Origin of the sequence: Glaciimonas sp. PAMC28666 (assembly GCF_016917355.1) — a bacterium.
Taxonomy (GTDB): Bacteria; Pseudomonadota; Gammaproteobacteria; order Burkholderiales; family Burkholderiaceae_D; genus Glaciimonas.
Map to the genome: position 1 here is coordinate 2,412,376 of NZ_CP070304.1, position 25,768 is coordinate 2,438,143.

Below are 25,768 nucleotides of genomic sequence, written 5' to 3' on the forward strand. Positions count from 1 at the left end.
TTAACTTGATGTTTGATTGAATTGATCGTCTCCTTCCGCTAGCGGGAGGAGGCGATTTTTTTATGCGCGCAGCGCGGAGACTATTCGGCGACCGTTTGGCTACTATTCGGCCACCATGGCCAGCCGTAGCTGTTCGGCGCTTTGTTGCCATGTCAGCCAGGGTAACGCATCGGAACGTGGGCTTTGGCCTTGCGCATGCAGTTGCAACCAGCGTTGCAGCGCCGCTGCTAATGCGGGCGCTGTTGATCCACTGAAGTAATAGGCATGGTCACCGGCGACCTCTCTGAAGACCGGTATGTCACGCGCAATAATCGGCAGCTGGTGTTGGGCCGCTTCGATCAGTGGCAAGCCAAAACCTTCGGCTTCGCTGGCGGCGAGCAGGGCGGTACAACCGGCATACACCTGCTCAAGATAGGCGTCGCTAATGCCGGGCAACCAGAACAGGTGCTTCCCTGCGCGCGGATGGTCAGCCAGTTGGGCCAGCAAAGCATCAACGCCCCAGCCCGGTTTGCCCACTAACACCAGATTGATATCCTGACCCGCTTCCCACAACTGCTCGAACGCTGCGAGGGCCTGGACATGGCCTTTGCGGGCTTCGATGGTGCCGACCATGAGCAGGCTCGGTCGGGCTTTCAATTGCGTCAGCACCAGATCGGCATTGTCGGGCAAGCCTGTACTCGGCTGGCTCTGCGCAATATCGGCTCCCAGATGGAAGTGTCTGATCTGGGGCTGCACGGCGGTCAGAAAGCGGCCGTGAATGGCCTGCCGGGTGTCGTCGGCGACGGCACCAGAAATACATAACAGGGTATCGGCCTGACGTGCCAGACCGGCTAGCCAATGGGTGAACGCATCGGGGATACCTTGCGCGCACCACTGCGGCGAGAGGATCGGGATCAGGTCATAAATGACGTAGCAGATTTTGACACCACGTTGGCGCATCTCAGCCAATACGGTTTCGATTTCTGGAAAAAGATGCGCACTGAGATCGAGGCCGAGGAAAATGTCACCTGCCTGCGGTTGAATAAATTCGCCGTCCCAATGCATGCTCAGGGCTGCGTTGGCGCTGCCAAAGTGGCCGGTGTAGCGATATTGTTCGCCTTTGTTGGCAACCACCGGACAGACTTGATAGCCGGGCGGTGGGACTTCGTGCCACGCTTGCAGGATGCTGCGCACCACGCGTTGAATACCGGTTTTGGCATCGCGCACGAATAACTCTGAGACATCGACAAATAGCGTGGGCTTGGGTGCGGGTGCCGGGATCGTGTGCTGGTCGATTTTACGGTCAATCAACAGGCCCTCAAGCGTGTTATTGAGTCGGGCGGAAATGTGCAGCCAGCTACGCGCTTGCAGCCATTCGTCCTGATGTTCCAGCTGGATGCGACATTTTTCGGGGTTGTTTTCCAGCTCGCGGATCGCCTTGGCAATATCTAGTTCGGTATTGCCTTGCATCTTCACCACGCAATTGCCGAGATCGGAGAATATCCGGAGCGGACTGACCAGCACCGGGCGGCGGGTGGCGAGGCCGACGGTGACGGCACCGCTCGCGCTTTCTTGCGTTTCTCCGTAGGGAAATACCACATAATTGCTGAGGGCCAGAATGGCGATACATTCTGCAATCGGATGAAAATCATTAATCCAGACAATCTGCTGAAAGACGCCCAACTGGCGCGCTAACAATTCATATTCTTTTAGCAGAGCGGTGCTGCGTTGGTCCATCAGCGCATTGAGCGCGATCAGGCGCACCCGTTTGCCGCTGGCGATAGTGAGCGGCACGAGGCTACGAATCAGGGTGTCAACGCCCTTGTGCGGCAGCAGAAAACCGAACGTGGCGATGACCAGTTCATCGGCATCAATCCCGAATGTGGCGCGGGTAGGGTTGATGCTACTTTTGTCGTCAAGCACATTGTGCTGATTGAGGTCATCGATGCTACTTAGGCTGCTTAAGTTACTGAGGTTACTCAGGTTGGCAATGTCGCGAGCAGGATCTGCCAGCGAAGTTGACGTCGGCTCCGCTGACGACGCGGCCACTCCCAGCGGCAATAACATGACATTCTCAGTCAAGCCTAATTGCAACAAATTGTTTAAATCATCAACGTGATGGACGATCAGGCGGTCTAGCTGTTTGAGGTTTGCGACATCCTCTTGCGTTAAGCGCAAGGTGCCCACCAGGGGCAGGGTGGAGTGCAGCTCCAGTAGCACCGTTATGCCTGATTGCGCAATGGTCTTCAAGCGCCGGGCTATTGAGCCGGAGAGATTGAAGAGGCTGGGTTGATGCTGTATCAGCAGCGCATCGACGCCGGTCCGCAAGGCGAGCGTCATACTGTGTAATAGCGTTTTTTCTTGCCCCAGCGCCCAGGTTACCTGTACGCCTGCCGTCTTTTTTATCGTCGATTCTGCGGTGCGGGTGTCGCAATAGATTTTTACATCCCACGCCGCCCATTGCGGTGCAGATAACAGGTGTTGCGTATATTCGGCAATGCCGCAGCGCGTTTGCCATGGACTAATCACGCCCAGACGTTTAGGTTGGGGCGATGCCAATCGGTCTTCGGCTGATTGACTTGCAAAGGTGTCGAGCATGTTCGCTGCATTGTGCAGTGCTGCGGCGGCATTGGCCCAGGTGTAAGTCTGGCGCACGTAACTGGCGGCTTGCGCGAGTTGTTGCAGCATTTCTGGCTTCGCAACGATGACCGCACGCCGGACCTCTTCGAGCATCCTCCCCAGTGCGGCACTATCGGGCTCTATCCAGCAGGCATCTGATGATCGGAGATGGCTGCGTGAAGTTTCGAAACGATAGGGGAGCAGAAATGCGGTTTCCAACGTACAGAAATCGCTTTGTCCGCCGTAACCACTGACAATCACGGGTAAGCCTAACGCCATCCCTTCTGCGGCTGCCAGGTTAAATCCTTCACCGCGTGTCGGTAGGACCAGTGCGTGCGCACTGCGATAGAGCGCTAGCATCTCGGCTGCGTTCAGATTGCTTTCATCAATGACCAGCAGCGGCACATCTGCGCGTCCGGCGGTGAGCGTTTTCCATTGCTGACGCACGGTGTTGTGCGGATTGGGAAAGGTTTTGATAACTAACTCAACCGTGTCCGCACTGGAATAACATGCCAGATAAGCGCGCAGCAGAATATCCACACCCTTGCGCTCGAACGCCGAGGATATATGTAAAAAGCGGAACGGCTGGTGTGGTGCTGGTGCGTTGATCTTTGCGACTGGGGTTGTCTCTGCGGTTGCATTCCTCGAATTATTAAGTCCGTGATCAAGTCCATTATCAAGAACGTGATCGATGCCTAATGGCATCAAAAAAATCGGGAGATCACAGCCGGAATTGCGCAATGCTTTCAAGACAAAACTGGACGCCACCAAGACCGCGTCGAAATGTTGGTTAATGTGCTTGATGGTTTCATACGGCACTGCGGTTTCTTCCCAGAAGAATACCGTCAGCCGATGCCGGGCAACTTGTTGGGGGTCAGTGATTAAGGGATAGTGATGCACAATCGATACGAGATTATCGGCATTCGGAGCGGGCGTTGCTGCCTGCTTGACCATGCTGAGCAATGCGCTCTTTTCTGAGACGGGAATATCGGACGGATCGGTATAGGCGCTGCCATGATAGGGTTGAAATGCCATGCGTCCGGGATGGGCTGCGTGCAGCGCCAGCGCCAGACCGCGATTAACCATCGCCAAACTATAATGCCCCTCGATATGGCCTACGAGGCGATAGGCGCGGGGAGAAGTTTGGGCCGCGTTGGCAGGCTGCGCTGAGGTGCATACGTCCGATTGCGCCGGTTTCAACAGGGCTAAATGGGGGTGCAGCCGATATGCAGCAGGGTTGAAGCGGACCATGGTTGCATCGGCTTGCAGGATAGGTGCTGGTGGTGCAGCATCGACCGGTGCAGCGGCTTGGTTACGCATGCGCGCCAATTTGTTGATGGCATGGATGCAGCGTTGACGCAGGCCGTGCTGCTGCAAGGCGATGCGCTGCAATCCCAGCCAGCGTATGGGGGCGGTGATGCGCCATGACGTACTGGCGAACAGGAGCGCGACAAATTGTGCATGTTGCGCTTGCATCAAGGTAACCGACAATTGCGCCGCTTGCGTCTTTGTTTGCGCCGCCAGTGCCTTCGCTTGCTCGGCTTCTATTTGTAGTTCACTTTCTAGTTGCGCCGCTTTTAGTGTCTTCAGATCGGCTCTTAGTCTGGTATCGGCCTGTGTTGCCGCTAGCGCCACCCTGTTTGCCTGGTCGACCGCCCGCTGGGTTCGTTCCAGTTCCAGCCTGACTTGTGCAAGATTGGCTTCACTGTGCTCGCCGCGCTGACGCGCGGCAACCAGGTCAACGCGTTCGAAGCCGTCAAATACATTCGGTGGATAGGTAAAAGCAGGTAACAGGTCCGCATGTTCCGCCGCAACATAGAAGCGGTTTAGTCCGTCGGCGTAGGCGCAGGTGTAGTTCTGCGTGGTCAGCAGATGCTCCCACTCTTGATACACTTCGAGGTCGGAGTCGGGCTGGATCGCTTCAATCACGACCACCCACGGACGGCATACCGAAAAATCGGTGCCAGCGAGGACTGCTGCTTCAAATCCCTCGACGTCGATCTTTAAAAAATGGACCTGGCCGGGTACGTGGCGGGCGAATATTTCGGTTAAGGTTCTCACCGCCACGGGCTGCAGGCGGCCGATCATGCCTTTGCTTTCGTGCAGCGCTATGGCTTTTGGGTCAAGCGTGGCCCACCCGCGAATATCACATTCCCACAACTGCAATTCACCTGCCGTTGCGCCTACCGCACATTGCAGGTTGAGATCGCGCGGACGTGCTGCTTGCAGCGCTGCGATATGTTCAGGTAATGGCTCGATATTGATTCCGTGCCAGCCGACATCGTAAAACGCTTTGGTGATGGAGTCGCTCTCGGGGTCATTGGCGCCGACGTCGATATAGAAGCCGTCTGAAATACCGCGGAATGCACGCTTGAGCATAACGTCTTCAAAATTCTGGGCATATGATATGAATGTCATGCCGTTACTGCTCCTGCTTCTGCTTTGGCCAACTGGGGATGTTCAATCCGAATCTCCGGATCGAGCCATGCACAGCCATCGAATAGCGCCTGGTTGACGTTGATGACGTTGAACAAAAGCGCCAGATCGCGCCACTCGTAGTTATTTACAAAATGGGTTTCGGTACTGACCAATGCCGTTTGAATGGAGTAGCTGCCGGTTCCCAGATTCATATTAAAATCAAACTCGAAGACCAGTTTTGCACCGGCCTCGACATGCTCAATCGCACGTTTTTTGAGATCAGTGTTGGTGCCGTAAATGACCTGACCGAGCCGGTCTTTAATGCCGTAACCCAGTACCAGGCGATCAATCGGTGCCTTCGTTTCGACTTCGACCCGTAAGGTCACGTGCTGTCCTACGTCGATGTATTCGATCCTTTCGCCGGCGCTGTTGAGCACCGCGATGTCGGTGACAAAGGCTTCACCGGTGCCGGAGACAGTCTGCAGTTTTCCGCTCTCGGTTTTGACTTGCTTGACCTGTTGATTTTGCTTGTCGGCCAGCAGTGCGTTGTAGAAATCCATGACTTCTTCGGGCGGACCTTCCATCGCTACTTTGCCAGCGTTGAGCAGAATGGCGCGGTCGCAGATACTCTGGATCGCGCCGCGATCATGACTGACGATCAGTAAGGTGGTGCCGAGGCTGCGGAAGGCGCGAATCCGTTCAAAGCTTTTATGCTGAAAATACACATCGCCGACGGACAATGCTTCATCAATGATCAGAATATCCGGTCGCACGGCGGTGGCAACAGCAAACGCCAGCCGCACCTGCATGCCGCTGGAGTAGACCCGCACCGGCTGATCAAGATAGTCGCCGATTTCTGCAAAGGCAGCGATCTCAGGCATCATGGCCACGATTTCTGCTGCTTGCAAGCCCAGCAACTGGCCGGCCATGATGGCGTTCTGGCGACCGGTGAAATCGGGATGAAAGCCCATACCGAGTTCGAGCATTGCTGCCACCCGACCACGCATCACCACCGATCCGGTTGACGGTTGGGTGGTCCCGGTAATCAATTTCAGCAAGGTGCTTTTGCCTGCGCCGTTGATGCCGATAATTCCCACCGCTTCGCCAGGTGAGACGGTGAAACTAATATCTTCCAGAATCCATTTGAGCTGATGATGGGCTTTTTTCCGGGGACTAAGCCATTCGTTGAGACGCGCCCAGCGGTTGGGATATTGGCGGTAGGCTTTGCCGACGTTTCGTACAATAATTGCGCTCATCAGAGTTCATCCACGATTTCGCCAGCGCGTTTGCGAAACAACAGCAAACCCGACCAGCATAATAATAATCCCAGTACCAGCACGGCACCTATCCGGTGCCATGAAGGCGCAGTGCCGTGCACCAAAATTCCCTGATAGGCGAGTGTTATGGGGGTCATCGGGTTAAGCAGCACCAGTTTTTGCGCCCACGCAGGGAGGGTGGATAACGGATACACAATCGGGGTTAACCAGAACCAGAATTGCAACACGATCATGAAGAGCTGCCCGACATCGCGGAAGAAGACGTTTAATACGCCTAAATTCATGCCGAGGCCGACTGCAAAGATCAATTGCACCAGCAATACGGGAATGAGCCAGAAGTAGACCAGGCCGGGGAAGTTTCCTGAAATCACGAGGAAGCCGGTGAACAGGCCAAAAATAATCGCAAACCCGGCACAAGCGCTGAGTACCACGGTGACCGGTAACGCGATCCGCGGGAAGCTGAGTTTTTTGAGCAGGTTGGCGTTGTCGATAAACATGTTTTGGCAACGTCCGACAATCTCGGTAAACAAGCCCCAGGTCAGCACCCCTGCGCACAGATAAATACTGTAACCAAAGGTTGACTCGACCCCCGCCATGCGGGTCCGCATGACGTTCGCAAAGATCAGCGTGTAGACCAAAATCTGGGCGAGCGGTTGTAGCACCAGCCAGGACGCGCCCAGCATCGAATTGCGGTAGCGTGATGCAAATTCGCGTTTGACGCTGCCGAGAATAAAACCTCGAAAGCGGTAAATTTCAGTCAAATAGGTTGGCATAAAAAAAAGAAGTTTTTATCATTAAATGGAACAGCCTCTATATCAGGGCTGCTAAGCTTGTTTCTCTATCATGCAAGCACCCTTGCGATTTTTGCGCTCTTTTTGCTGGCGAAGGAGCGGCTGCGAATCAACAGAGCGCGGCACGGTGATGCTGCTTGTTGTGGCGCTAATTCGTTTGGGTTTTTGGTTTTCTTATATTTAGTTAATTTATTTAATTAATTTACTTAATTTATTTATTATTTAATTAATGTTCTTTTTCCGATGAGGATGTTTTGCAGATTGGCCTGAGTTGGGGCGCATGGATTAACACCCAAACACCCATCCTTGTATCAAAACGGTCCCGCCCACTAAAACGATTCCCAGCGCGTTAGCTGCTAAATCCAGCCACGAGAATCCTCTTCCTGGAACGAATTTCTGCAACACTTCAATCAGATAGCCGGCGATAAACAGGCCGCCCAGCCATCCCGCCAATGCTTCATTGTTTACAGCCATTTTTGTTGCCAGCAAAGACAACCCGGCATACGCCAAAAAATGCAACAATTTATCGTTCGGCAACGGCGGCATCCAGCGCTCAGGCATCAAGCAGCCTGCGAGAATTCCTGCACCAGCTATAAAAAAAACAATTTCCACCCATGCTGTCGTCACAAAATTTCCTACCTTACCTGTTAATGTCTATCGTCACGCGATTGTTGCTTTTCGGTTAGCTTTTAGCCAGCTTGCCATTGCCAACTCAACTTAATTTGCTGACTGCGATATTGGAATATCGAGATATTTTCATTGTTATGTACCGTGCGCCATTCCAGTAACAGCGACTGATGCGGCGCGAGTTGATAGCTCAATCCACTGCGCCAGATTTGTGTGTCCTCATGACGGGCCTGATCGATCAGCCCGGGTGAGTACGCACTATCACTTTGCCAGTTTTGATGCGACCAGTTTAGTTCTCCCAGGATGCGATCGCTCAAACGAAAGCGGCTGCCCAGGCTGACTAACCAGCCATGGCGATCCCCGCCGGGGCGCGGACCGAGCGCGTGGTCAGTAAGATACGAGAGGTTGGCCTGCGAAAACGACCAGGTGTTCTGATAGCTTATCTGCTGGCCCAGCTCAAGCGTATTGGAATTGAAATTGGTTTGGGTCGGATAGACGGCGTTGGTAACGCTCGCTATCAATCCAGCCTGGATCCGGTCCGTTACTGCATGCGTCAGTTCGGTTTGTGCATGCGACTGGATTTGATACATTTGACCACCGAGCGATACCATCGCCAGTGAGGCCATGCCGTGCAGGGTCCAGTCATTCCATCTCCATGGCACGTCGATCCCGCCTACGCTTGCTGTGGTGTTCTGACGCGCCAGATGGTCGTTCTGGCGTGCTTCAAATTGTGCAAAAATAATCGCGCCATTGGACGAAATGGTGCGGCGGTAGCCCATCGTCAGCAGGGTGAACTGATCTTGCTGCGGCAAATATTCCGGTAACAATTCCAGCTCAATACGTTGGCTGACGGGACCGATGGTGAAGATGGAGCTACTCGCGCCTTGATTTACATTGGTGTCGTAGCCGCGGCCGATCGACACTGCATATGTGCTGTGCGCCTCCCACGCTTTGCAACCCACTTCGCGCCGTGCTGCGATCACCGCCAGAATAACTGGCGGCGGTGCAAAGCGCTCTTCGATCAGTTTGAATAGCCGTTCAGCTTCATCTCCATTGCCGAGTTCACATTGAATCAGCGCCAGATCCAGCCATGCACCGGCATGCTGCGGCTCTTGCCGGACCATCCGGCGCAGCGTCCGGCTGGCGTCGTCGCGATGACCTTCGGCGATCGAGCGCATCGCGTCCATATACAAATCCTGCTCGAGCTCGTTGGTGACGGAAAGAGATTCCTTCTGTTGGGTAATGCTGGTAGGAATCTGTACCTGCTCTGGAAGCGGTGGCTGGAACTGTATTTGCGCCTGCACCATACTGTGGCATAGACCTGCGCAGAGGATGAGGATGGTGCGCAACAGTTGCAGCTTATTGATTAAGCGCGGGCGGATCGTGCATCGGATTGCTGCCGTCATAGACGCGGTCCCTGGACTGCCGAGGCGGTTGATGCGGCTGTTGCGGCTGTTGCGATTGATGTGATTGGTGCGAAGGTGTACAACATGGTCGGTGCTTCTTTTCCACGCAATAAAACTTCCCCCAGGCATAATAAAGCGTGGCGTACGCTGCCAGCGGCTGTGCGTGGGCCGATCATGACATCATGCGGCAGCTTGCGCGCCAGTTGTTCCAGGCGCGCCGCCGTGTTGATGCTATCGCCGACCGCGGTATAAAAACTCCGCACTGCCGTTCCAAAGTCTCCTACCATCGCCATTCCGCTTTCAATCCCGATTCGCACGCGCAATGGCGGCAACCCCTGATTCATTCGTAGCACGTTATAAGCAAAAATTTCTGCCAAAATCGATTTGGCCGCGTCTAGCGCCAGATCGGCCTGCTGCGGCTGTTTTAATGGTGCGCCCCAAAATGCGACGAGACCATCACCGGTATATTTATCCAGGGTGCCCTGAGCTGCCAGCACTGGCCGCGTCAGGCAGCCGAGAAACATGCGGGTCAGTTCTGTTGCTTCTTCTATCGACAACGATTCCACCTGACCGGTGTAATTCTGCATGTCTGCTATCAGTGTTGTCACCAGCACCCGTTGTGGCAGAAGCGGATTCTGGACGTTGCTGCGTAACAGCGCAGCGACTACCGGACGCGCCAGATATTGGTGCAAGGTTCCCAGCAAGCGGTGTGAACGCTGTTGCGAAACCTGCCAGGCAAATGGCACCGCTACCGCTAGCAAAAACAGAAGTGTTGCTAACGGCGCTGTCGTAGAAAACCATGGATCATGCGCGCTGAGCCAAAACGCGATCAAGACCCAGAGCAACGCCGCGGCTGCCAACAGACTCAGGCTTGCGATCGCTGACAGGCGCGGAAATGCCAGCGTCGCCAACAAACTTGCCAGTGCTGCGAACAAAACGCCGACGATGCGTCCTGGCCAGGCTATCTTATGCGCCCGCGCGCTGTCGTCCAGCAGTTCCGTCAGGGCGCTGGCATGCACCATCACACCGGCGGTAGTGGCACTCAACGCGGTGGGTACCATATCGCTTAGTCCAAGCGCGGAAGACCCCACCAGCACCAACCTGCCGCTGATGGGTATATCTGCCTGATGCTGCAGGACGCTCAGCGCCGACACTACTGTGTAGGAGGCCCAGCTTCGTGCAAAATGCAGCGCCAGAAAATCATGGTCGCGCGCGCGCAGCGCAAACCCGGCAGTCTCATCCGGGCCGTGCTGCTCGGCGCAGCAATTAAACAACGCTAGCGACAGACTTGGATAGACGCGGCCATCGAACGCGCTTTGTAGCGGAATCCGCCGCAACATGCCATCCTGATCCGGCAAGAATCCAATATTGCCAACTTGTTGCGCGCGTGCAAAACCTGCTTGATTCGCAATATATCCTTGTGCCGCAACGCCCGCAGCGGGGGAGGCTGGCCAGCTGCCACCACTGGCCAGATGCCCGACCCGCAGCGGCGGCGTGCGTACGGTATAAGTCAGCGCTTGCCCTAGCACCAGCGGGCCATATTGCGCGAGCATGGCTAAACGCTGGTCGCCACCACTATCGGATTTTTCTGGCAATACCAGGTCAAGTGCTACGCCACGCGCGTTGGCCTGCAACAGACTTTCAACCAGATCCGCCAGGCGCTTGCGCGGCCACGGCCACGGACCCAACGCAGTCAGACTGGCCTCGTCAATATCGACGACCAATACGCGTTGATCTTCGACGCTGCTGACGCGCCAGCGAATAAAATTATCGCGCAACCAGGCATTGCCAAAATCGCTGTGTCCCAAAGGTCCCGGTAATTCCAGCGCCACGGCTAACGCCAATGCCAGCAATGCGATTAGCCACCGACAGATCGAGGCAGCGGGCCAATCACGAAAAAATGTTAAACGAAAACGTGACCCGATCACTATAGTTACCGATTGCTTAGCCAGCCGAAAAACGATTAGAGGGTTTTAATTTTGTTGCGCCAATTGCTGCAAATGCATATTAAATGTCAGGCTTTGTCAGGATTGGTTACGCGCAATTAAAGATGCAAATTATAGCGCCATGTTCTAATTTTTCGTAGAACAAAAGATGAAAATTATGCATATTCATACGCCAAAAATATTCCCTTTCATAAGGGAAATAATTTTTATAGCCTACAGATTGTGACCTGCGTCACATCCGGTTGCTGCGTTGTGAACTACCCTTCAACCAGGAGGATTCAATGCATCATATTTCTCGTTCCACTCCAGTCAGACATTGTGTTGCACGCGTCCAACAAGCTATGCGGCTCTTGCTCGCCATTGTCCTTGCCAGCGTTAGTGTACAAGCGTACTGCGGCGAAGCAGCGGAGGTGATCCTTGTCGCCGGTACCGCTACCGTCACAAGTAGCAGCACGCATCCGCTGCTGCTTGGCGATAAGATTCAGGAAGGCGATCGTATCAGCACAGGCGCCGATGGCTATGTGTATTTGAAGACGATCGATAAAGGATTTTTGATCTTTCGTCCGAATACCGAAGCGCGCATCATCAACTATAGTATTGACGCGCAACACCCGGAAAACACGCGGGTGAAATTGGAGCTTACCAAGGGTTTGGCGCGCAGTATTTCTGGCGAGGGCGTGAAGCAATCCAGACAAAATTTTCGTTTCAATACGCCGGTCGCGGCCATTGGCGTGCGCGGTACTGACTTCAATGTTTTCACCGATCAAAATACCACGCGCATTGCTGTGCTGTCCGGCGCGGTGATCGTTAGTCCGTTTGTCGCGGACTGCGCACGTGACGGCGGTGGGCCATGCGAAGGCGCGAGCAGCCGCGAACTGGCCGCAACCCAGCTTGGCCAATTGCTTGAAATCCGCAAAGGCCAGTCCAAACCGCAGCTGTTGCGGAGTCTCGCCGTGGCACCAGAGGGCACGGCCCCGGCGCGTCCTGACGAACCCGGTGTGAAGCCGATCAGTAGTAAATCCATTACCAACGTTGAGCAAAATAATACTAGTCCTGATGCCAGTCTGAGCGCGGGCGACGCGAACCTGATCATGCAAAAAGATGCTCAGGTAAAAAATAATATCTTTGGAGTGGGTAGCGTGGCGCCGGCGTTAGCGGCACTGCCGGTAGCGGTCGTATCAATACCGGTGGTAACAACACCGGTGGTGGTTGCGCCCTTAGGGCCGTTGCCATCGCAGATCATATGGGGTCGCTGGCAGGCTGTGCTGGATCAGGCCGCTAATGTTGATATGAGCAAACTGCTGGATCCAAACGGCACCAATCGTTTGCTCGCGCTCAACAGCGTGTTCGCCCTGATCCGTCCGACATCGGCGATCTGGCAATTACCTAATCTGGGTTCGATGGGTTTTGCGTTGCAGCAGAGCGAAGCGTATGTGCTGGATAGCACTAAGGGGACCCTCACCGCGGCGACCATTCAAAACGGCAAGCTGAACGTGAATTTTGCCAATGCCACATTTACCACCAGTCTGGATCTGACTAATCAATCTCTGCTTTACAAGCTGCAGGCGAGCGGTACGGTGAGTGCAAATGGCCTTTTGAACGGGGACAATCAATTTGTCGGAACGACGACTATGGTCGTCAATGGTGCGCTTGGCGCTGAGAAAAGTGATGCTGCTGCGTATCTGTTTCAAAGCCGTCTCAATGATACGCGCACGGTTGCAGGAGCAACCACCTGGCTGAAAAATTAGGCGCGCTGCGACCACTATTTTCGCAGGAAAGTAATACGAGTTTCGCATGGAAAATTACACACATCATGAAATAAGGCCAACATGCTGGCGACAGCGTGCGCCACCATTTCAATAATTAAAGGCAGTTAAGAGTTTATGCGGGTAACTAAAAAAGCAGTGATCACCGGTATCACTGGGCAAGATGGGGCGTATCTGACAGCGCTTTTGTTGGACAAGGGCTATGAGGTTATTGGAACTTATCGGCGCACCAGTTCAGTCAATTTCTGGCGTCTGGAAGAAGTCGGCGTATTGCGTCATCCACATCTTAGACTGGTTGAATTTGATCTCACGGACTTAAGCACATGCATACGTCTGCTGGAGGAAGAGGGCATCACTGAGGTTTATAATCTGGCTGCGCAAAGCTTCGTTGGTGTGTCATTCGAGCAACCAATCACTACCGCAAAGATTACTGGCATCGGGCCGCTGCATCTGCTTGAGGCGATCCGTATCGTGAATCCAAAGATTCGTTTCTACCAGGCCTCGACCTCGGAAATGTTTGGTAAAGTTCAGGCGGTTCCGCAGTTAGAAGACACACCGTTCTATCCACGTAGTCCGTATGGCGTTGCGAAACTTTATGCGCATTGGATGACGGTTAATTACCGCGAGTCTTATGGCATGTTTGGTGCGAGCGGAATCTTATTTAACCATGAGTCACCATTGCGCGGGCGTGAGTTTGTGACCCGCAAAATTACCGACGCCGTGGCTAAGATCAAACTCGGCAAACAATCCGATCTGGAACTTGGCAATATGGACGCCAAACGGGATTGGGGTTTTGCGAAAGAGTACGTTGAGGGTATGTGGCGCATGCTGCAGGTGGCTGAGCCGGATACGTATGTGCTGGCCACCAACCGGACCGAGACGGTGCGTGATTTTGTGACCATGGCGTTTAAAGCGGTCGACATCAATATCGAATGGAAGGGCAGCGCAGAAGCCGAAACTGGACGCTGCACCGATAGTGGTAAGACTTTGATCAAAATCAATCCAAAGTTCTACCGTCCGGCGGAAGTCGAGTTGCTGATCGGCGATCCGGCCAAGGCGAAGCAGAAGCTCGACTGGGCACCTGTAACGACGCTTGAGGAACTTTGCCGTATGATGGTTGAAGCCGATTTGCGCCGCAGTGAGATTAGCGATCATTCGTTTTAATTAAGGCCCCGGGCAGGGTGGCTAACGGTGGTGCTACCCATGCTACCCTGGCTATCGTGCTGCCGTTGCCGTCATTACTGTCGTTACTCCGATCAGCAGATCAAAACATAACCGACCGGACAAGAATCCTATGCAGGTGAACCTCCCTCCCTCGACGCCTGGCCGTTGCCTGATTACCGGCATCGGTGGTTTTACGGGGCTTTATCTGGCGCAGGAGCTGCAAGCTGCTGGCTATGAGGTATTTGGTACCGCGCACGAAGCTTCACCGCTTCCAAAGCGGGTGTATTCAGTTGATCTAAACGATCTGGCCGGATTGCGTGCGGTCATTAAGGCCGTGCGCCCCGATGTGGTCGTGCATCTGGCGGCGATTGCTTTTGTTGCGCATGGTGATGTCGAAGCCATTTATCGCACCAATGTCAACGGTACCCGTAATTTGCTACAAGCGCTGGCCGAAAGTGATCAGGTGCCGCGGGCTGTGTTGCTTGCCAGCAGTGCGAATATATATGGCAATTCATTGGCCGACCCGATTCGGGAGCATGACGCGGCTGCTCCTGAAAGCGACTATGCGGTGAGCAAAATTGCGATGGAGTATATGGCCAGATTATGGAATGCGCGCTTGCCCATCACCATTGTGCGGCCTTTCAATTACACCGGCGCGGGACAAGCGCCGAATTTCCTGGTGCCAAAAATCGTTTCGCATTTCAAGCAGCGTGCAAGCCGTATCGAACTCGGCAATCTGGATGTGGAACGCGATTTTTCGGATGTGCGCTGCGTGGTAACGGCTTATCGACGATTGCTCGATAACCCCGCGCCGGGCCAGACTTTTAATATCTGCTCGGGCCGCGTCAGCTCTTTGCGTGACATTGTTGCTACGTTGGAGAGGCTCGCAGGCTATACGATTGAAGTGTCGGTGAATCCTGCTTTTATGCGACCGAACGAGGTGAAACGGCTGGTCGGTAGTAACGCTAAGCTGATAGCCGCCATCGGGGAATTGCCGGCCATCGTGCTACCCGATACGTTGCGCTGGATGCTGCAGGCTTAAGAGCGCGTTGTTGCGCGTAACTGCTTGCTAGCAAGGTTGCCAGCGGTATTTCACGCCATCGATCCTACATGCCTGATTTGTTCGATTTTAAATCGCTCAGTTCTTCCAGCCCGCTTTCTGCCGCGCTCTTGAGCTGAGCGGGTTGATGCACGATCAGGACTGTGCCCTTTTTTTCAATGACGTTCAATTTGATCAGCGTGTGCAAGGCGCGAGAGACAGTCTCGCGGCTGGTGTTGACCATGATCGCTACTTCGTGCTGCTTGGGAAGCTCAATCACCATCCCTTGCGGGGTTTCGCGCACTAGTGAGTGCAGCTGGGCAAACACGCGGTGGAAGGCATTGGGCAGACCCAGCAAGGTACGTTGGTGAGTGGAAGTGCGGAGCGCTTTGGCAAAATGGCGCAGCATCCGTTCGGCCACTAACGGACGGTTGAAAATAAGTGAGCGGGCCTGCGCATTCGGCAAAAATGCGACCTCGGAAGATTTCAATGCAATAACCGAGGCCGAGCGCGGCAAACCATCAATCACTGCGAGCTCACCAAACGAGTTTCCCGGTTCAATCAGATGGATCCCGGTTTCCCGGCCGTCTTCGCTTAAATCCACTACTTGCAGTACCCCGCGCAGCAAAAAGCCTAGGTTGTCGGTTGAATTACCTTTGCGCATGACTACGTCGTTCGGCAAGTAAGCGCGACTTACCATCATGTTGGCGACTTTGTTCAGCGTATCGTCGTCCAGTCCCTGCAACAGGGGAATACTGGTAACGGTCTTAAACGGAATAGGCATTGTAGTAGCTGTCCTAAGGGGCATTCTCAAAAGCTGGAACGATGGTGGCAAGCGGCCTGGCTTGTCGTTAAAATCTCAGGTAATCCTCCTTCAGCAAATCGAATTCGATCGTTGAGGGAATCACAGGCTCTTTTTCTCGCGCCATTTTTTCCAGGGTGCTGACATTCTGTAACGAGTGCTGATGCGCATAAATCAGTCCCAACGCACCGGTAGCATGCAGGCTGGCGAGCGTATCGGCATTGAGGGCATTGAACTTGGGCATGTCGATTTGAAACAGCCCGGCAATCAGGCGCGGCTGCCCATCGGGCGTGGTGATATTCAATTCCCAGGGAATCAGAATCTCGGCTGCGACGATGCTGGTGAGCGCTAGCGCTGTGGCCACTTCATTTTCTTTGTAGGCATTAAGAAAATTAAGCATTCCGGTCAAAAATTCGCTGAGATTGCCTTCATCATCGAACAACCGGATTCCATGGCTTTCGCTAAAGTGTCCGGCATCTAAATTAATGACTACTATTGGGGATTCAGGCGTTTCGCCCGGTGCCAACCCAAAGGGTACTGATCGCAACACAGCAGGAATATAGCCGCCTTGCCAGGTGCCACGCTGATTGATAAACAGATTTTCGCTCTCGCTCAGTCCCATCAGGCCTACCAGCGATGCCTTACCATCGTTCAGCCCAAACACAATCGGCATGTGCCGCAATACGTGCACTAGCTCAGATATGACTAGCGACGCCAATACCTTATCTTTGACGAACGTATAAGGATCAGCCAGGTTCTGGAAACGCAACTGACGATGTGCAACATTAGACAGCGCATGGATGGCCATGAGAACGACTCCCGAAGAATGAAAAATAAAATGACTGTCAGGGTAAAGCGGATTAATTCACTGCTGTATTAAACGCGAATTCCCCTTTTCCGCTAGCGGAAGAGGGGAGCGAAACCTTTGTCGCTACGGCTTGGATGGAGAGACTTATCCGGCCGGCATAAACGATGCACTGACATCCATTAAATCTTGCGTCGCCAGTGTGCCGGCTGCGTTACGCAAACGCAGATAGGCAAGCAGATAGTTATACCGGGCCAGCGCCAGATCGCGCTCTGAGGTATATAACTGCTGTTCTGCGTTTAGCAGGTCCAGATTGATCCGGGTCCCGCCCTTAATGCTTTCTCTGGTCGCGGTGATCAGCAAGCGCGCTGACTCTGTTGATTTGATCAAGGCATTAATCCGTGGCGAACTGCTCAAAATCAAACCGTACTGCTTGTGCAACTCGATCGATAGTTGACTGATTTTTACGTCGAGATCACTACGGACTTTTTCGTAATTTGCGACTGCCTGGCGGGTTGACGCGCTGACATAACCGCCAGAAAACAACGGAATGGTCAGCTCAATGCCAATCGTTCCGACCTTGGTATCCTGGTTATAGGTATTTGTGGAGGCGGATTTTTGGCGGCCATAACTGGCCACAAAATCCATCGCGGGAGCATGACCGGAACGTTGACGATTGATTTCCTGCCGCGCCACTTCAACGCTAGCATTCAATGCAACAATTTCTGCATTTTCACGCATCGCCATGTTCTGCCATTCGTCGAAAGTGGTTGGCTGAATTGGCAATAGCTTGAAATTTTTGTTCAACGGGGCTAATTCGGTGACTGGTAGCCCGACGATTCCCCCCAGCGTATTGCGTGCTGTAGCTAAATTGTCTTGCGCCTCAATCACCTGGGCTTCGGCCAATGATGAGCGCGCCTGGGTCTCCAGTTGGTCGGTCACCGTGCCTTCGCCACTTTTCAGCAGGCGGTCGTTGACCACTTGCTGTTCCTGATATGCATCACGCTGTGCTACTGCCAGTTTTAACTGGTCTTCGGTATATTGCGCGTCTGCATACGCACCAACCACACGCAACACGAGATCTTGCCCGCGTGCTGCAAATTGTGCGGTGCTGTAATTGGCTTTGGCGAGACTTTGTTTGTACAAAGACAGCGCTTCAAAATTGATAATCGGCTGGCGTAAAGTCAGGGCCGCATTCATACCAACGTAAGATGGATTGGTTGCGGTGCTGTAGTTCTGGCCCTGATAAAGCTGGGTCGTGACTATTTCCGTCTGGTTCACGTTGGTCGCATATGTTAACGCTACCTTTGGCAGCAGATACGAACGACCAATATTCTTGTTTTCCTGCCCTGCCTGGTTTTCATAAATCGCGCCGCGATAGGTTGGATCATTTTGCAATGCGGCTTGATACGCTCCCAGCAAAGTCAGCGGCGCAGCAGCGCCGTTGATGCTGGTGATGCCCATGCCTAACCCAAGCGCTGCCCCACAAATCGCCAACCAGGGCGCTCTACAGATAGTCATGCTCATTCCTCCGTCATTGATGTCTTGGCGCGATCCAGGATCGGCTTCAAGAGATAGCTGATCATTGAGCGTTCGCCCGTCTTGACAAAGAGCTCGACCGGCATACCGGGACGAATCGCCAGATTTTTGATCAGCGGTAAGCCTTTAGGGGATACCTGTGCATGAAATTTGTAAAATGGCGCGCCGGTTCGTTCGTCCGTCAGACGATCTGCAGAGACCTCGGTAATGATGCCCGGGATATGCGGTGTCTGGTTCTGGTTGAAGGCGGAAAAAATCATTTCCAGTTTCAGACCGACGTGCACCTTATCAATCAGATTCACCGGAATCTGTCCCTCGACGATCAATGGCTCGTCATTCGGGACGATGTCCATCATCCGAAAGCCGGGCTGGACGACGCCGCCCTGGGTAAAAATCGCCAGTCCGACAACCGTCCCGCTTACGGGGGCAGTCAGGGTGCTGTTCGCCAGGTCATAATCTTGACTGACCAATCGATTTTGCAACGCGTCGGTTTCTTTTTCTATTTCAGAAAGTTGGGTCCGTACTTCTTTTTGATACTCGTCCAGGCGTTGCGCACGGCGCAAAGCTTGTTCGAGAATCTGGCTTTTTGAGCGGCCGATATTGCCGAGATCTTCGGACACGGCACCGTTCATCTGTGAATAAGTCCGTTCTACGTCGAGCAAACGATTACGCGCAATATAGCCATCTTTGGCCAGATCCCGCATGCCGACCAGTTGTTCCTTGATGAGCACCAGTTGGTCCTGCTTGTTTTTCATCGAATCCGTCAAACCTGCCAGTTGCAACTTGAGACCTGCAACGCTTTGATCGCTGCCTGCCAGTTCATTGTGCAGTGCGGCGACGCGAGCGCTAAACAATTGTCTTTGCAGACTGATGTCGTTGACCACTGATGGATCGGTTTTCTCTGCCGCTGCCAGTGCGGCTGGTACAGCGATGGTGGATTTGTTATCGCGTTCAGCTTGCAGGCGCGCACCGATCGCGAGATCGTTGTACAGCTGGCCGCGCGTCATCATCGCTGCTGCCTTCACTGTCACATCATTCATCTTGACCAGCATCTGACCAGCTTTGACGACATCACCTTCTTTTACCAGAATCTCATCGACGCGGCCGCCGGTCGGATGCTGGATTGATTTCCGATTGCCAGTAACGGTAACGGTCCCTGAGACCGGTACACCCTTATCGAGCGGGGCAAAAAAGGCCCATAGGAAAAATCCACCAACGCCTGCCAGGACGATCCACCAGCCTAGCTTTGCATAACTGGCCGGATCAGTTTTTACCTCGAGCGGCCGTGCGTCGTGTACCACAACGTCGTGTACCTTGCTTACATCGGTGACGGCGGTTTTATCATAGTTGCGCAATAACTTCATCATCATTCCCGTTTAAATGTTTACCACGGCCACGCGGGGCTGTGCTGCGACGTTTGGTGCTGCTGCCGGTGCCGCTGAGCTGACTGGTTGCTGGTTGCGCTGCAGTTCTCCCAATACCTGATCGGTAGGGCCGAACATTTCCACCAGACCGTCGCGGATCAGCAGTAACTTATTGGTAATGCCGATGATGCTGGTGCGATGCGTAATCAACACGATTGTCTTACCGCGTGCGCGCAGGTCAGCTATGGCGTCGACCAGAGCTTTTTCACCGATATCGTCCAAATTTGAGTTTGGTTCGTCCAGCACCAGTACTGCTGGATCACCATACATTGCGCGGGCCAGACCGAGCCGTTGCTTTTGTCCACCGGACAAGCCTGCACCGCCATCGCCGAGTATCGTGTCGTAGCCTTGTGGTAAGTGCAAAATCATGTCATGCACGCCAGCACGCTGTGCCGCAATGGTGATTCTCTCCGCATCCGGCGGACCGAAACGACCAATGTTTTCGGCGACGGTGCCGCCAAACAATTCAATATCTTGCGGCAGGTAGCCGATGTTCGGACCTAGCTCGTCTTTATTCCATTGATAGATATCGGCGTTGTCGAGTCGCACTTTGCCTTGCAATGCCGGCCATACGCCCACTAATAAACGTGCCAGAGTCGACTTGCCTGCACCACTAGGGCCAATCACGCCAAGCACATCACCAGCGCCAATGGCAAAAGTTACACCGCGCAACACAGGAACCCTCGCACCCGGTGGCGCAGCGATCAGGCTTTCGACCGAAATCGCGCCTTGTGGTTTAGGTAGTTCCATTCCGGCGCGGCGCGGCGGGTTGTCGGTGAGTAATGTCGTCAGACGCTCATACGCGCTGCGGGTATTGGAAAAGTTTTTCCAGACGCCGATGACTTGCTCAACCGGACTCAGGGCCTTACCCATCAAAATTGACGCCGCAATCATCATCCCTGGCGTGATATGACCGTCAATCGCCAGCCATGCGCCGACTCCCAGAACCAGTGACTGCAATGAATTGCGGGTGAACTTGGTGACTGCACCGACGATGCCGGCTTTTTCACTGGCTTCGGCCTGCAGTTGCAAAAACTTGCTATGCAATCTAAACCACCGAGCTTGCAGGTTAGGCAGCATCCCCATTGCCTCGATGACTTCGGCATTGCGTAAATTGTTGGTAGCCAGATTGCTTGATGCGATGGCCAGTGTGTTGGCTTGTGCTAACGGTTTGTGCGAAACCTTTTCGTTGATAAATGCCAATGCGACCAAAATCGCCGAACCGCAGGCAGAGAACAGACCTAACCAAGGATCAAAGAGAAAAATCACGAGCAAATATATCGGAAACCACGGCGCATCGAAGAAAGCAAACAACGCATTGCCGGTCATGAATTGACGAATGTTGGTTAAGTCAGCTAAGGCCTGCCCGGCATTACCGCCGCCACGTTTCAGGTTTTGCTCAAAGGCTGCTGTATACACGCGGCGGTTCAGCGTCATGTCCATATGCGCTGCCATCCGGACCAGGATGAAGCTGCGGATGAGTTCCAGCGCGCTGATCACCAGGAACGCCCCTAACATCATCAATGTCAGCATCAACAAAGTGATTTCATTGCGGCTGCCTAGCACACGGTCATACACCTGCAACATGTATAGCGACGGCACCAACATCAGCAAATTGATGATGGCGCTGAACACACCGATAGTGCGAAACACCTTTTTAAAGCCGAGCAGGGCTTGGGCAATTTCGTTTTTGGGGATTTCAAATTTGGACATTACGCACCTGCATTTGACATAAGGAAGTAAGCACCGAAAGCGGCGAACACGTCGCAGAAACGGCAGCGGCAAAAACGTTAAAACAGAAGGAAGTACAGACCGGTAGACGCTTTAACAGGCGCTCTTGATAAAGCGCGGTGTGACGCAAGCGATGAATAGGTTCCACGGAGTGGGTATATTTGAGAATATGATTATGTTGATGAGCGGATATTACATAGGAATGTGATATTTGTCACAAATTTGTGAAATTTTGTGAATAAATCGTTGTATTTAACAAATAAACGATTTTTAATTGTTGGTAAAGCAATCTATGTGATGGTCGTCACATTGCGGATAGATTTTATGTGAATGCCCTAATTGCAATGAAGGTCATCTGGTTATTCTTCGGAACGTGGATTTATATGCCTCACCGGGGCCTAGAATTTTTCGCGTTGGCGTCCAACGGTTGCGGGGGCAGCCATATCGGGATTGACAAAGGGGACTTGCCATCGGACCATTTAGCCGACCCGGACTATCCGATAGGTCAGGCGCAGCGCAGGAATGAAAAAAGCCCGCTAAGTCGATGGCTTAGCGGGCTTCGTTTGCAAATCTAATTAAGTGGCAATCAGAACGGAATATCGTCGTCCATATCCGAGAAATTTGGCGCAGGCCGTGAAGCGGGCGCTTGCGCAGGACGGGATGGAGGGGCTTGCGCGGGACGGGAAGGGGCATTACCAGACGGCGCATTGTTGTATGACGAGCCACCACCAGCGTTGCCACCGCTGCTTTGGCGCGGTGCGTCGCCGCCATCGTAACCGCCGTCATCCATCGAGGAACCACCCTGACCTTGACGACTTCCCAACATTTGCATGGAGTCTGCGATGATTTCGGTGGTGTAGCGCTCGACGCCTTCTTTATCTTGCCATTTGCGTGTTTGCAGACGACCTTCGATATAGATTTGCGAGCCTTTTTTCAGATACTGGCCGGCGATTTCAGCTAACTTTCGATAGAAAGTAATACGATGCCATTCGGTCAATTCTTTCTTTTCACCACTATTCTTGTCTTTCCAGCTTTCCGTCGTCGCTACGGCGATGTTTGTTACCGCTTCGCCGTTAGGCATGTAGCGGGTTTCCGGATCGCGGCCCAGATTACCGACGATGATGACTTTATTGACCGACGCCATATATTTCTCCTAAAACTTGGTTAACTGTAATGTAATGTGTAACCGCGGTAGCTGGCTTACCACGCTGCGGTAAAATTTTCGTGCCGGAGGAGATTATAAGCTATAGCAATGTAATACCGCTCAGAATAGGCGCGCAAATAAACCCTCAACATTCGTCATTCTAAAGTATGCCGCCTGAAGGACGCTTTGTTGCCTGCGCGCGCATCGGGCGTGGATCAGTTTCCTTATTGGCGTCAGTTTATATTCGCGCCAGCGCCGGGGGAGGCGTTCACAGGGACAGCCAGTACCTCGGTCGGCATGCCGATTGCCTTTAAAAACTTTTCTGTTTCCGGCCACCAGATTGCTACACCGTCCCGGCTGTTGCTCATGCCGTGCGAATCGTTTTTAAACGGGCCATAGGCAATTAATGTTGCGTGGCCGCCAGCTGCGTTATACGCGGCAAGCATTTTTGCGGCGACATCGGGGCTGAAGTAACTATCGTTTGCGCCATAAAACCACACACTTGGCACTTTGGTTGTGGCGCCATAATCGGCAAACGCATCGACCAGCGCAGTCCGCCACGTACAACTTTCAAGCCGCAGTCCTCCTGCAAAATTAATCAGGCCCTTGACGCCTGGAAAGTTGCGTGAGCCGAACGCCATCGTGGTCAACCCGCCGTGCGATTGGCCGGCAATCACGATGCGACTTTTATCAACCCAAGGCTGGGCCAACGCGTATTCCAGCGCATCTTGCAGATCATCGGCTTGGGCGCGGCCATTGCCAGCGATATTGCAACCTCCGGCGACGTACAGACCGGTTGACTGAGAGAACCCTTTACGCATCGGGATGACCACTGCATAGCCGCGTTTGACGAACTCCCGGCTGATGGCGAGGTAACGTGCCCGCGGTTGAAAATGCGTGTCGCCGGGTGCCTTGCCGTGATTCATCATCAATAGGGGAAATGGGCCGTTGCCGGGCGGTTTGAAAATGGTAGTTTCCAGCTTAACGCCAAAAATTCCGGAGCCGACCGGGACCATTACCATCTGCTCGCCCAACGCGACATCCAGATTTGGCGCTTGCGCCAGGCACAGGGCAGTGAGTAGCGCTGCCATCAGGCCAACGGCTACATATTTTAATTTGTTTTGCATCAGGATTCGCCCGCGGTAAGTGAAATGCACACGGCTGTTCGGCCGCATACGTTGTCGATCATTGCGTTGCGCTATTACGCCAACATGTGCACGAACGAAATAAAAAACGACAGATGTCAACGCGTTTGCGCAAAGTCAGAGTAGAGTATCTGTATATTCTTGCAACAGGTTCTATTTATTTTTGGTGCGTGGTTTTTGCTTTTTTGAAACGTTGCGGTGTTGTCGATATGCGCATAGGAACGTTCTCACATTCGTTGTTTTCTTCGGCACAATCGCTGCAGCGGTTCATCCTTTTTTTGCTTCGAGCCTTAGGCTACCGAAGCCTTGCCTGGTTACAATTCCTGACCAATGAATGGTCGCAGGATAAGGAAGAGGTCCGTACAATCGACTGCATATGAAACATATTAAATACAAAAAAGTCACAGGAATGGGCGGTATCGTGGCGTTGGGGTGGTTGATTTTTACCACTGCTGTTGCGGTGACCCAACGCAAGCTCATTTTTAAACCGGTCCGCGTGAAAGAAGTGGAACGCCCGCAAAGCATTGGGCACCGCACCCGGCCTGTGGTGTTGCGCAGCATGGACGGCACGCGCTTGTCGGGCTGGTTGTTGATCCCGCGTGCACCGGGACCACATCCGGCTGTGGTGTATTTTGGTGGACGCTCGGAGGAGGTCTCCTGGGTAGCGCGAGACGCGTGGCGGATGTTTCCGAACATGACAGTGCTGGCGATTAATTATCGTGGCTACGGCGATTCGGAGGGCATTCCGGGCGAGCTCAAAATGATTGAAGACGCGCATATGTTGTTTGACTGGATGGTCGAGCACCAGCATGTCACCGCTGGCAAAATAGCCGTGGTCGGCCGCAGCCTGGGTTCAGGCGTCGCGGTCCAGCTGGCGGTCAGCAGACCGGTCGCAGCCGTGGTTTTAATCACTCCCTATGATTCGTTGCTAGCGATCGCAAAGCGGCGCTTTCCCTCAATTCCCGGCTTCGTACTCCGCCATCGTTTTGACTCAGTAAAACACGCCCCCTTATTATCCGCCCCAACCTTCATCGTTCGCGCAGCCAGCGACGACGTCGTCCCCGGTTCACACACGGACTCACTGGTCGCTAAACTGACCTCCGTGTTACAAGACGAAACCATCCCCGATTCCGACCACAGTACCATCCCTTATCTGGAATCAACACAAGCCCGCATCGCCGGATTTCTTTCGACGCATTTTAATAAGGTCAATGAAGTCGTAGCAAGCAGTGTTGTTGTAAATGTTGATGCCAGCACTAATCTGATTACCAGAGAGCCTGTGCCGGATCATATGATTTCGCCGATCACTTAGGCGTCGACTTCTGTAAGGCAATCTAAAAGGTCAATGCGCTTGGCATTTTATGCGCGTGAATTAAAGGCATGGAAAAGCAATGGACTCCGAATAGCGCGGTGGGTTTTTCCTTTGCCTTGCGGTGTGATTTTCTATTGTGTTACCATGTAATTACTTTGTAACACAACTCAGGATGACCCCATGAGCGAAGCAACTTTTACATTCCGCGTCGATGACGGATTGAAAGAACAGTTCTCTAACGCAGCGAAATCTCGCGACCGTTCGAGCGCACAGCTTTTACGCGACTTCATGCGTGACTTCGTGAAACAACAGCAAGAGGCCGCAGAGCATGATTCCTGGTTTCGGCGCGAGGTACAAATTGGCCTCGATGCGGCTAATGCTGGCGATGTGGTGTCCGCAGAAGAGGTTGAAGCGGAAGCGGAAGTTTGGCGCGCCGAAACGCGACGCAAAATGATCGGTTCTCGTTCGTGAAACTGGTTTGGGCGCAGTTGGCGCGAGAGGACCGAAAAGCAATTCGAGAGTACATCGCAATCGACAACCCGAGCGCAGCGCTTGATCTTGATGAGCTGTTATCCGAAAAAGCGACTCGCCTGGTGGATCACCCGGAGCTCGGTCGTCTTGGTCGGATGCAAGGAACGCGCGAGCTTATTGCACATAGAAATTATCTCCTGATTTATGACATTGCCGGTGATTCGGTGCGCGTCCTACGTGTACTGCACGCTTCCAGACAGTGGCCGCCAGTAAGGTAAGCAACGGCGCGGCAATACCACCTGCGCGGGCGTCGGATGTCGAGATTGCCGGGCATCGAATTGCCGGGCATCGAATTGCCGGGCA

At 53.5% G+C, this 25,768-nt stretch carries 19 protein-coding genes; 6 read left to right on the plus strand and 13 right to left on the minus strand.

Annotation, left to right across the window (positions count from 1 at the left end; translation table 11 throughout):
- Positions 1–102 precede the first annotated feature (102 nt).
- The 6 genes from JQN73_RS10295 to JQN73_RS10320 all read right to left on the minus strand — a co-directional run bounded on the left by JQN73_RS10295 (position 103) and on the right by JQN73_RS10320 (position 11,045).
- Entirely contained in the window at positions 103–5,016 is a 4,914-nt protein-coding gene (locus tag JQN73_RS10295; RefSeq protein WP_205322927.1) for an FkbM family methyltransferase, read from the minus strand.
- Entirely contained in the window at positions 5,013–6,272 is a 1,260-nt protein-coding gene (locus JQN73_RS10300) for an ABC transporter ATP-binding protein (RefSeq protein WP_205322928.1), read from the minus strand. Before JQN73_RS10300 ends, JQN73_RS10295 begins: the two co-directional genes overlap by 4 nt.
- Positions 6,272–7,066: an ABC transporter permease gene (locus tag JQN73_RS10305; protein ID WP_205322929.1), complete on the minus strand. Its 795-nt coding sequence runs from the start codon at positions 7,064–7,066 to the stop codon at positions 6,272–6,274. Before JQN73_RS10305 ends, JQN73_RS10300 begins: the two co-directional genes overlap by 1 nt.
- A gap of 303 nt (positions 7,067–7,369) precedes the next feature.
- Positions 7,370–7,711, minus strand: a complete 342-nt coding sequence (locus tag JQN73_RS10310; protein WP_240162499.1) for a VanZ family protein — start codon at positions 7,709–7,711, stop codon at positions 7,370–7,372.
- A gap of 62 nt (positions 7,712–7,773) precedes the next feature.
- The gene (locus tag JQN73_RS10315) at positions 7,774–9,117 is read right to left on the minus strand and encodes a tetratricopeptide repeat protein (protein ID WP_205322930.1); all 1,344 of its coding nucleotides are present in this window, start codon (positions 9,115–9,117) and stop codon (positions 7,774–7,776) included.
- Positions 9,114–11,045 (minus strand): CHASE2 domain-containing protein, encoded by a 1,932-nt coding sequence (locus JQN73_RS10320; protein WP_205322931.1) that lies wholly within the window; start codon positions 11,043–11,045, stop codon positions 9,114–9,116. Before JQN73_RS10320 ends, JQN73_RS10315 begins: the two co-directional genes overlap by 4 nt.
- Before the next feature lie 299 nt (positions 11,046–11,344).
- Between JQN73_RS10320 and JQN73_RS10325 the strand changes: the two genes are divergently transcribed.
- From JQN73_RS10325 to JQN73_RS10335, 3 genes are all read left to right on the plus strand, one after another.
- Entirely contained in the window at positions 11,345–12,811 is a 1,467-nt protein-coding gene (locus JQN73_RS10325) for a FecR domain-containing protein (RefSeq protein ID WP_205322932.1), read from the plus strand.
- A 135-nt stretch (positions 12,812–12,946) separates the two neighbouring features.
- Positions 12,947–13,993: a GDP-mannose 4,6-dehydratase gene (gene gmd, locus JQN73_RS10330; protein ID WP_205322933.1), complete on the plus strand. Its 1,047-nt coding sequence runs from the start codon at positions 12,947–12,949 to the stop codon at positions 13,991–13,993.
- Between the two features lie 130 nt (positions 13,994–14,123).
- The gene (locus tag JQN73_RS10335; RefSeq protein WP_205322934.1) at positions 14,124–15,035 is read left to right on the plus strand and encodes a GDP-mannose 4,6-dehydratase; all 912 of its coding nucleotides are present in this window, start codon (positions 14,124–14,126) and stop codon (positions 15,033–15,035) included.
- 64 nt (positions 15,036–15,099) lie between these two features.
- Here JQN73_RS10335 and JQN73_RS10340 read toward each other — a convergent pair whose 3' ends face one another.
- The 7 genes from JQN73_RS10340 to JQN73_RS10370 form a co-directional block, all read right to left on the minus strand.
- Positions 15,100–15,816: a Crp/Fnr family transcriptional regulator gene (locus JQN73_RS10340; protein WP_205322935.1), complete on the minus strand. Its 717-nt coding sequence runs from the start codon at positions 15,814–15,816 to the stop codon at positions 15,100–15,102.
- A gap of 67 nt (positions 15,817–15,883) precedes the next feature.
- The gene (locus tag JQN73_RS10345; RefSeq protein ID WP_205322936.1) at positions 15,884–16,642 is read right to left on the minus strand and encodes a SapC family protein; all 759 of its coding nucleotides are present in this window, start codon (positions 16,640–16,642) and stop codon (positions 15,884–15,886) included.
- Between the two features lie 144 nt (positions 16,643–16,786).
- Positions 16,787–18,160 (minus strand): TolC family outer membrane protein, encoded by a 1,374-nt coding sequence (locus tag JQN73_RS10350; protein WP_205322937.1) that lies wholly within the window; start codon positions 18,158–18,160, stop codon positions 16,787–16,789.
- A 2-nt stretch (positions 18,161–18,162) separates the two neighbouring features.
- On the minus strand, positions 18,163–19,548 hold the full coding sequence (locus tag JQN73_RS10355; RefSeq protein ID WP_240162500.1) for an HlyD family type I secretion periplasmic adaptor subunit: 1,386 nt from the start codon (positions 19,546–19,548) through the stop codon (positions 18,163–18,165).
- A 6-nt stretch (positions 19,549–19,554) separates the two neighbouring features.
- The gene (locus JQN73_RS10360) at positions 19,555–21,315 is read right to left on the minus strand and encodes a type I secretion system permease/ATPase (RefSeq protein WP_205322938.1); all 1,761 of its coding nucleotides are present in this window, start codon (positions 21,313–21,315) and stop codon (positions 19,555–19,557) included.
- 604 nt (positions 21,316–21,919) lie between these two features.
- Positions 21,920–22,477, minus strand: a complete 558-nt coding sequence (gene ssb / locus JQN73_RS10365; protein ID WP_205322939.1) for a single-stranded DNA-binding protein — start codon at positions 22,475–22,477, stop codon at positions 21,920–21,922.
- Positions 22,478–22,710: 233 nt separating this feature from the next.
- Positions 22,711–23,604, minus strand: coding sequence for a dienelactone hydrolase family protein (locus JQN73_RS10370; protein ID WP_205322940.1), 894 nt, complete (start codon positions 23,602–23,604; stop codon positions 22,711–22,713).
- Between the two features lie 394 nt (positions 23,605–23,998).
- On the opposite strand from JQN73_RS10370, the gene JQN73_RS10375 reads away from it, so the two are divergent.
- The 3 genes from JQN73_RS10375 to JQN73_RS10385 all read left to right on the plus strand — a co-directional run bounded on the left by JQN73_RS10375 (position 23,999) and on the right by JQN73_RS10385 (position 25,683).
- Entirely contained in the window at positions 23,999–24,934 is a 936-nt protein-coding gene (locus JQN73_RS10375) for an alpha/beta hydrolase (RefSeq protein WP_205322941.1), read from the plus strand.
- A 180-nt stretch (positions 24,935–25,114) separates the two neighbouring features.
- The gene (locus JQN73_RS10380) at positions 25,115–25,405 is read left to right on the plus strand and encodes a CopG family ribbon-helix-helix protein (RefSeq protein ID WP_205322942.1); all 291 of its coding nucleotides are present in this window, start codon (positions 25,115–25,117) and stop codon (positions 25,403–25,405) included.
- Positions 25,402–25,683 carry a type II toxin-antitoxin system RelE/ParE family toxin gene (locus JQN73_RS10385; RefSeq protein ID WP_240162501.1) on the plus strand — a complete coding sequence of 94 codons (282 nt, stop codon included), beginning with the start codon at positions 25,402–25,404 and terminating at the stop codon, positions 25,681–25,683. Before JQN73_RS10380 ends, JQN73_RS10385 begins: the two co-directional genes overlap by 4 nt.
- Positions 25,684–25,768: the final 85 nt, after the last annotated feature.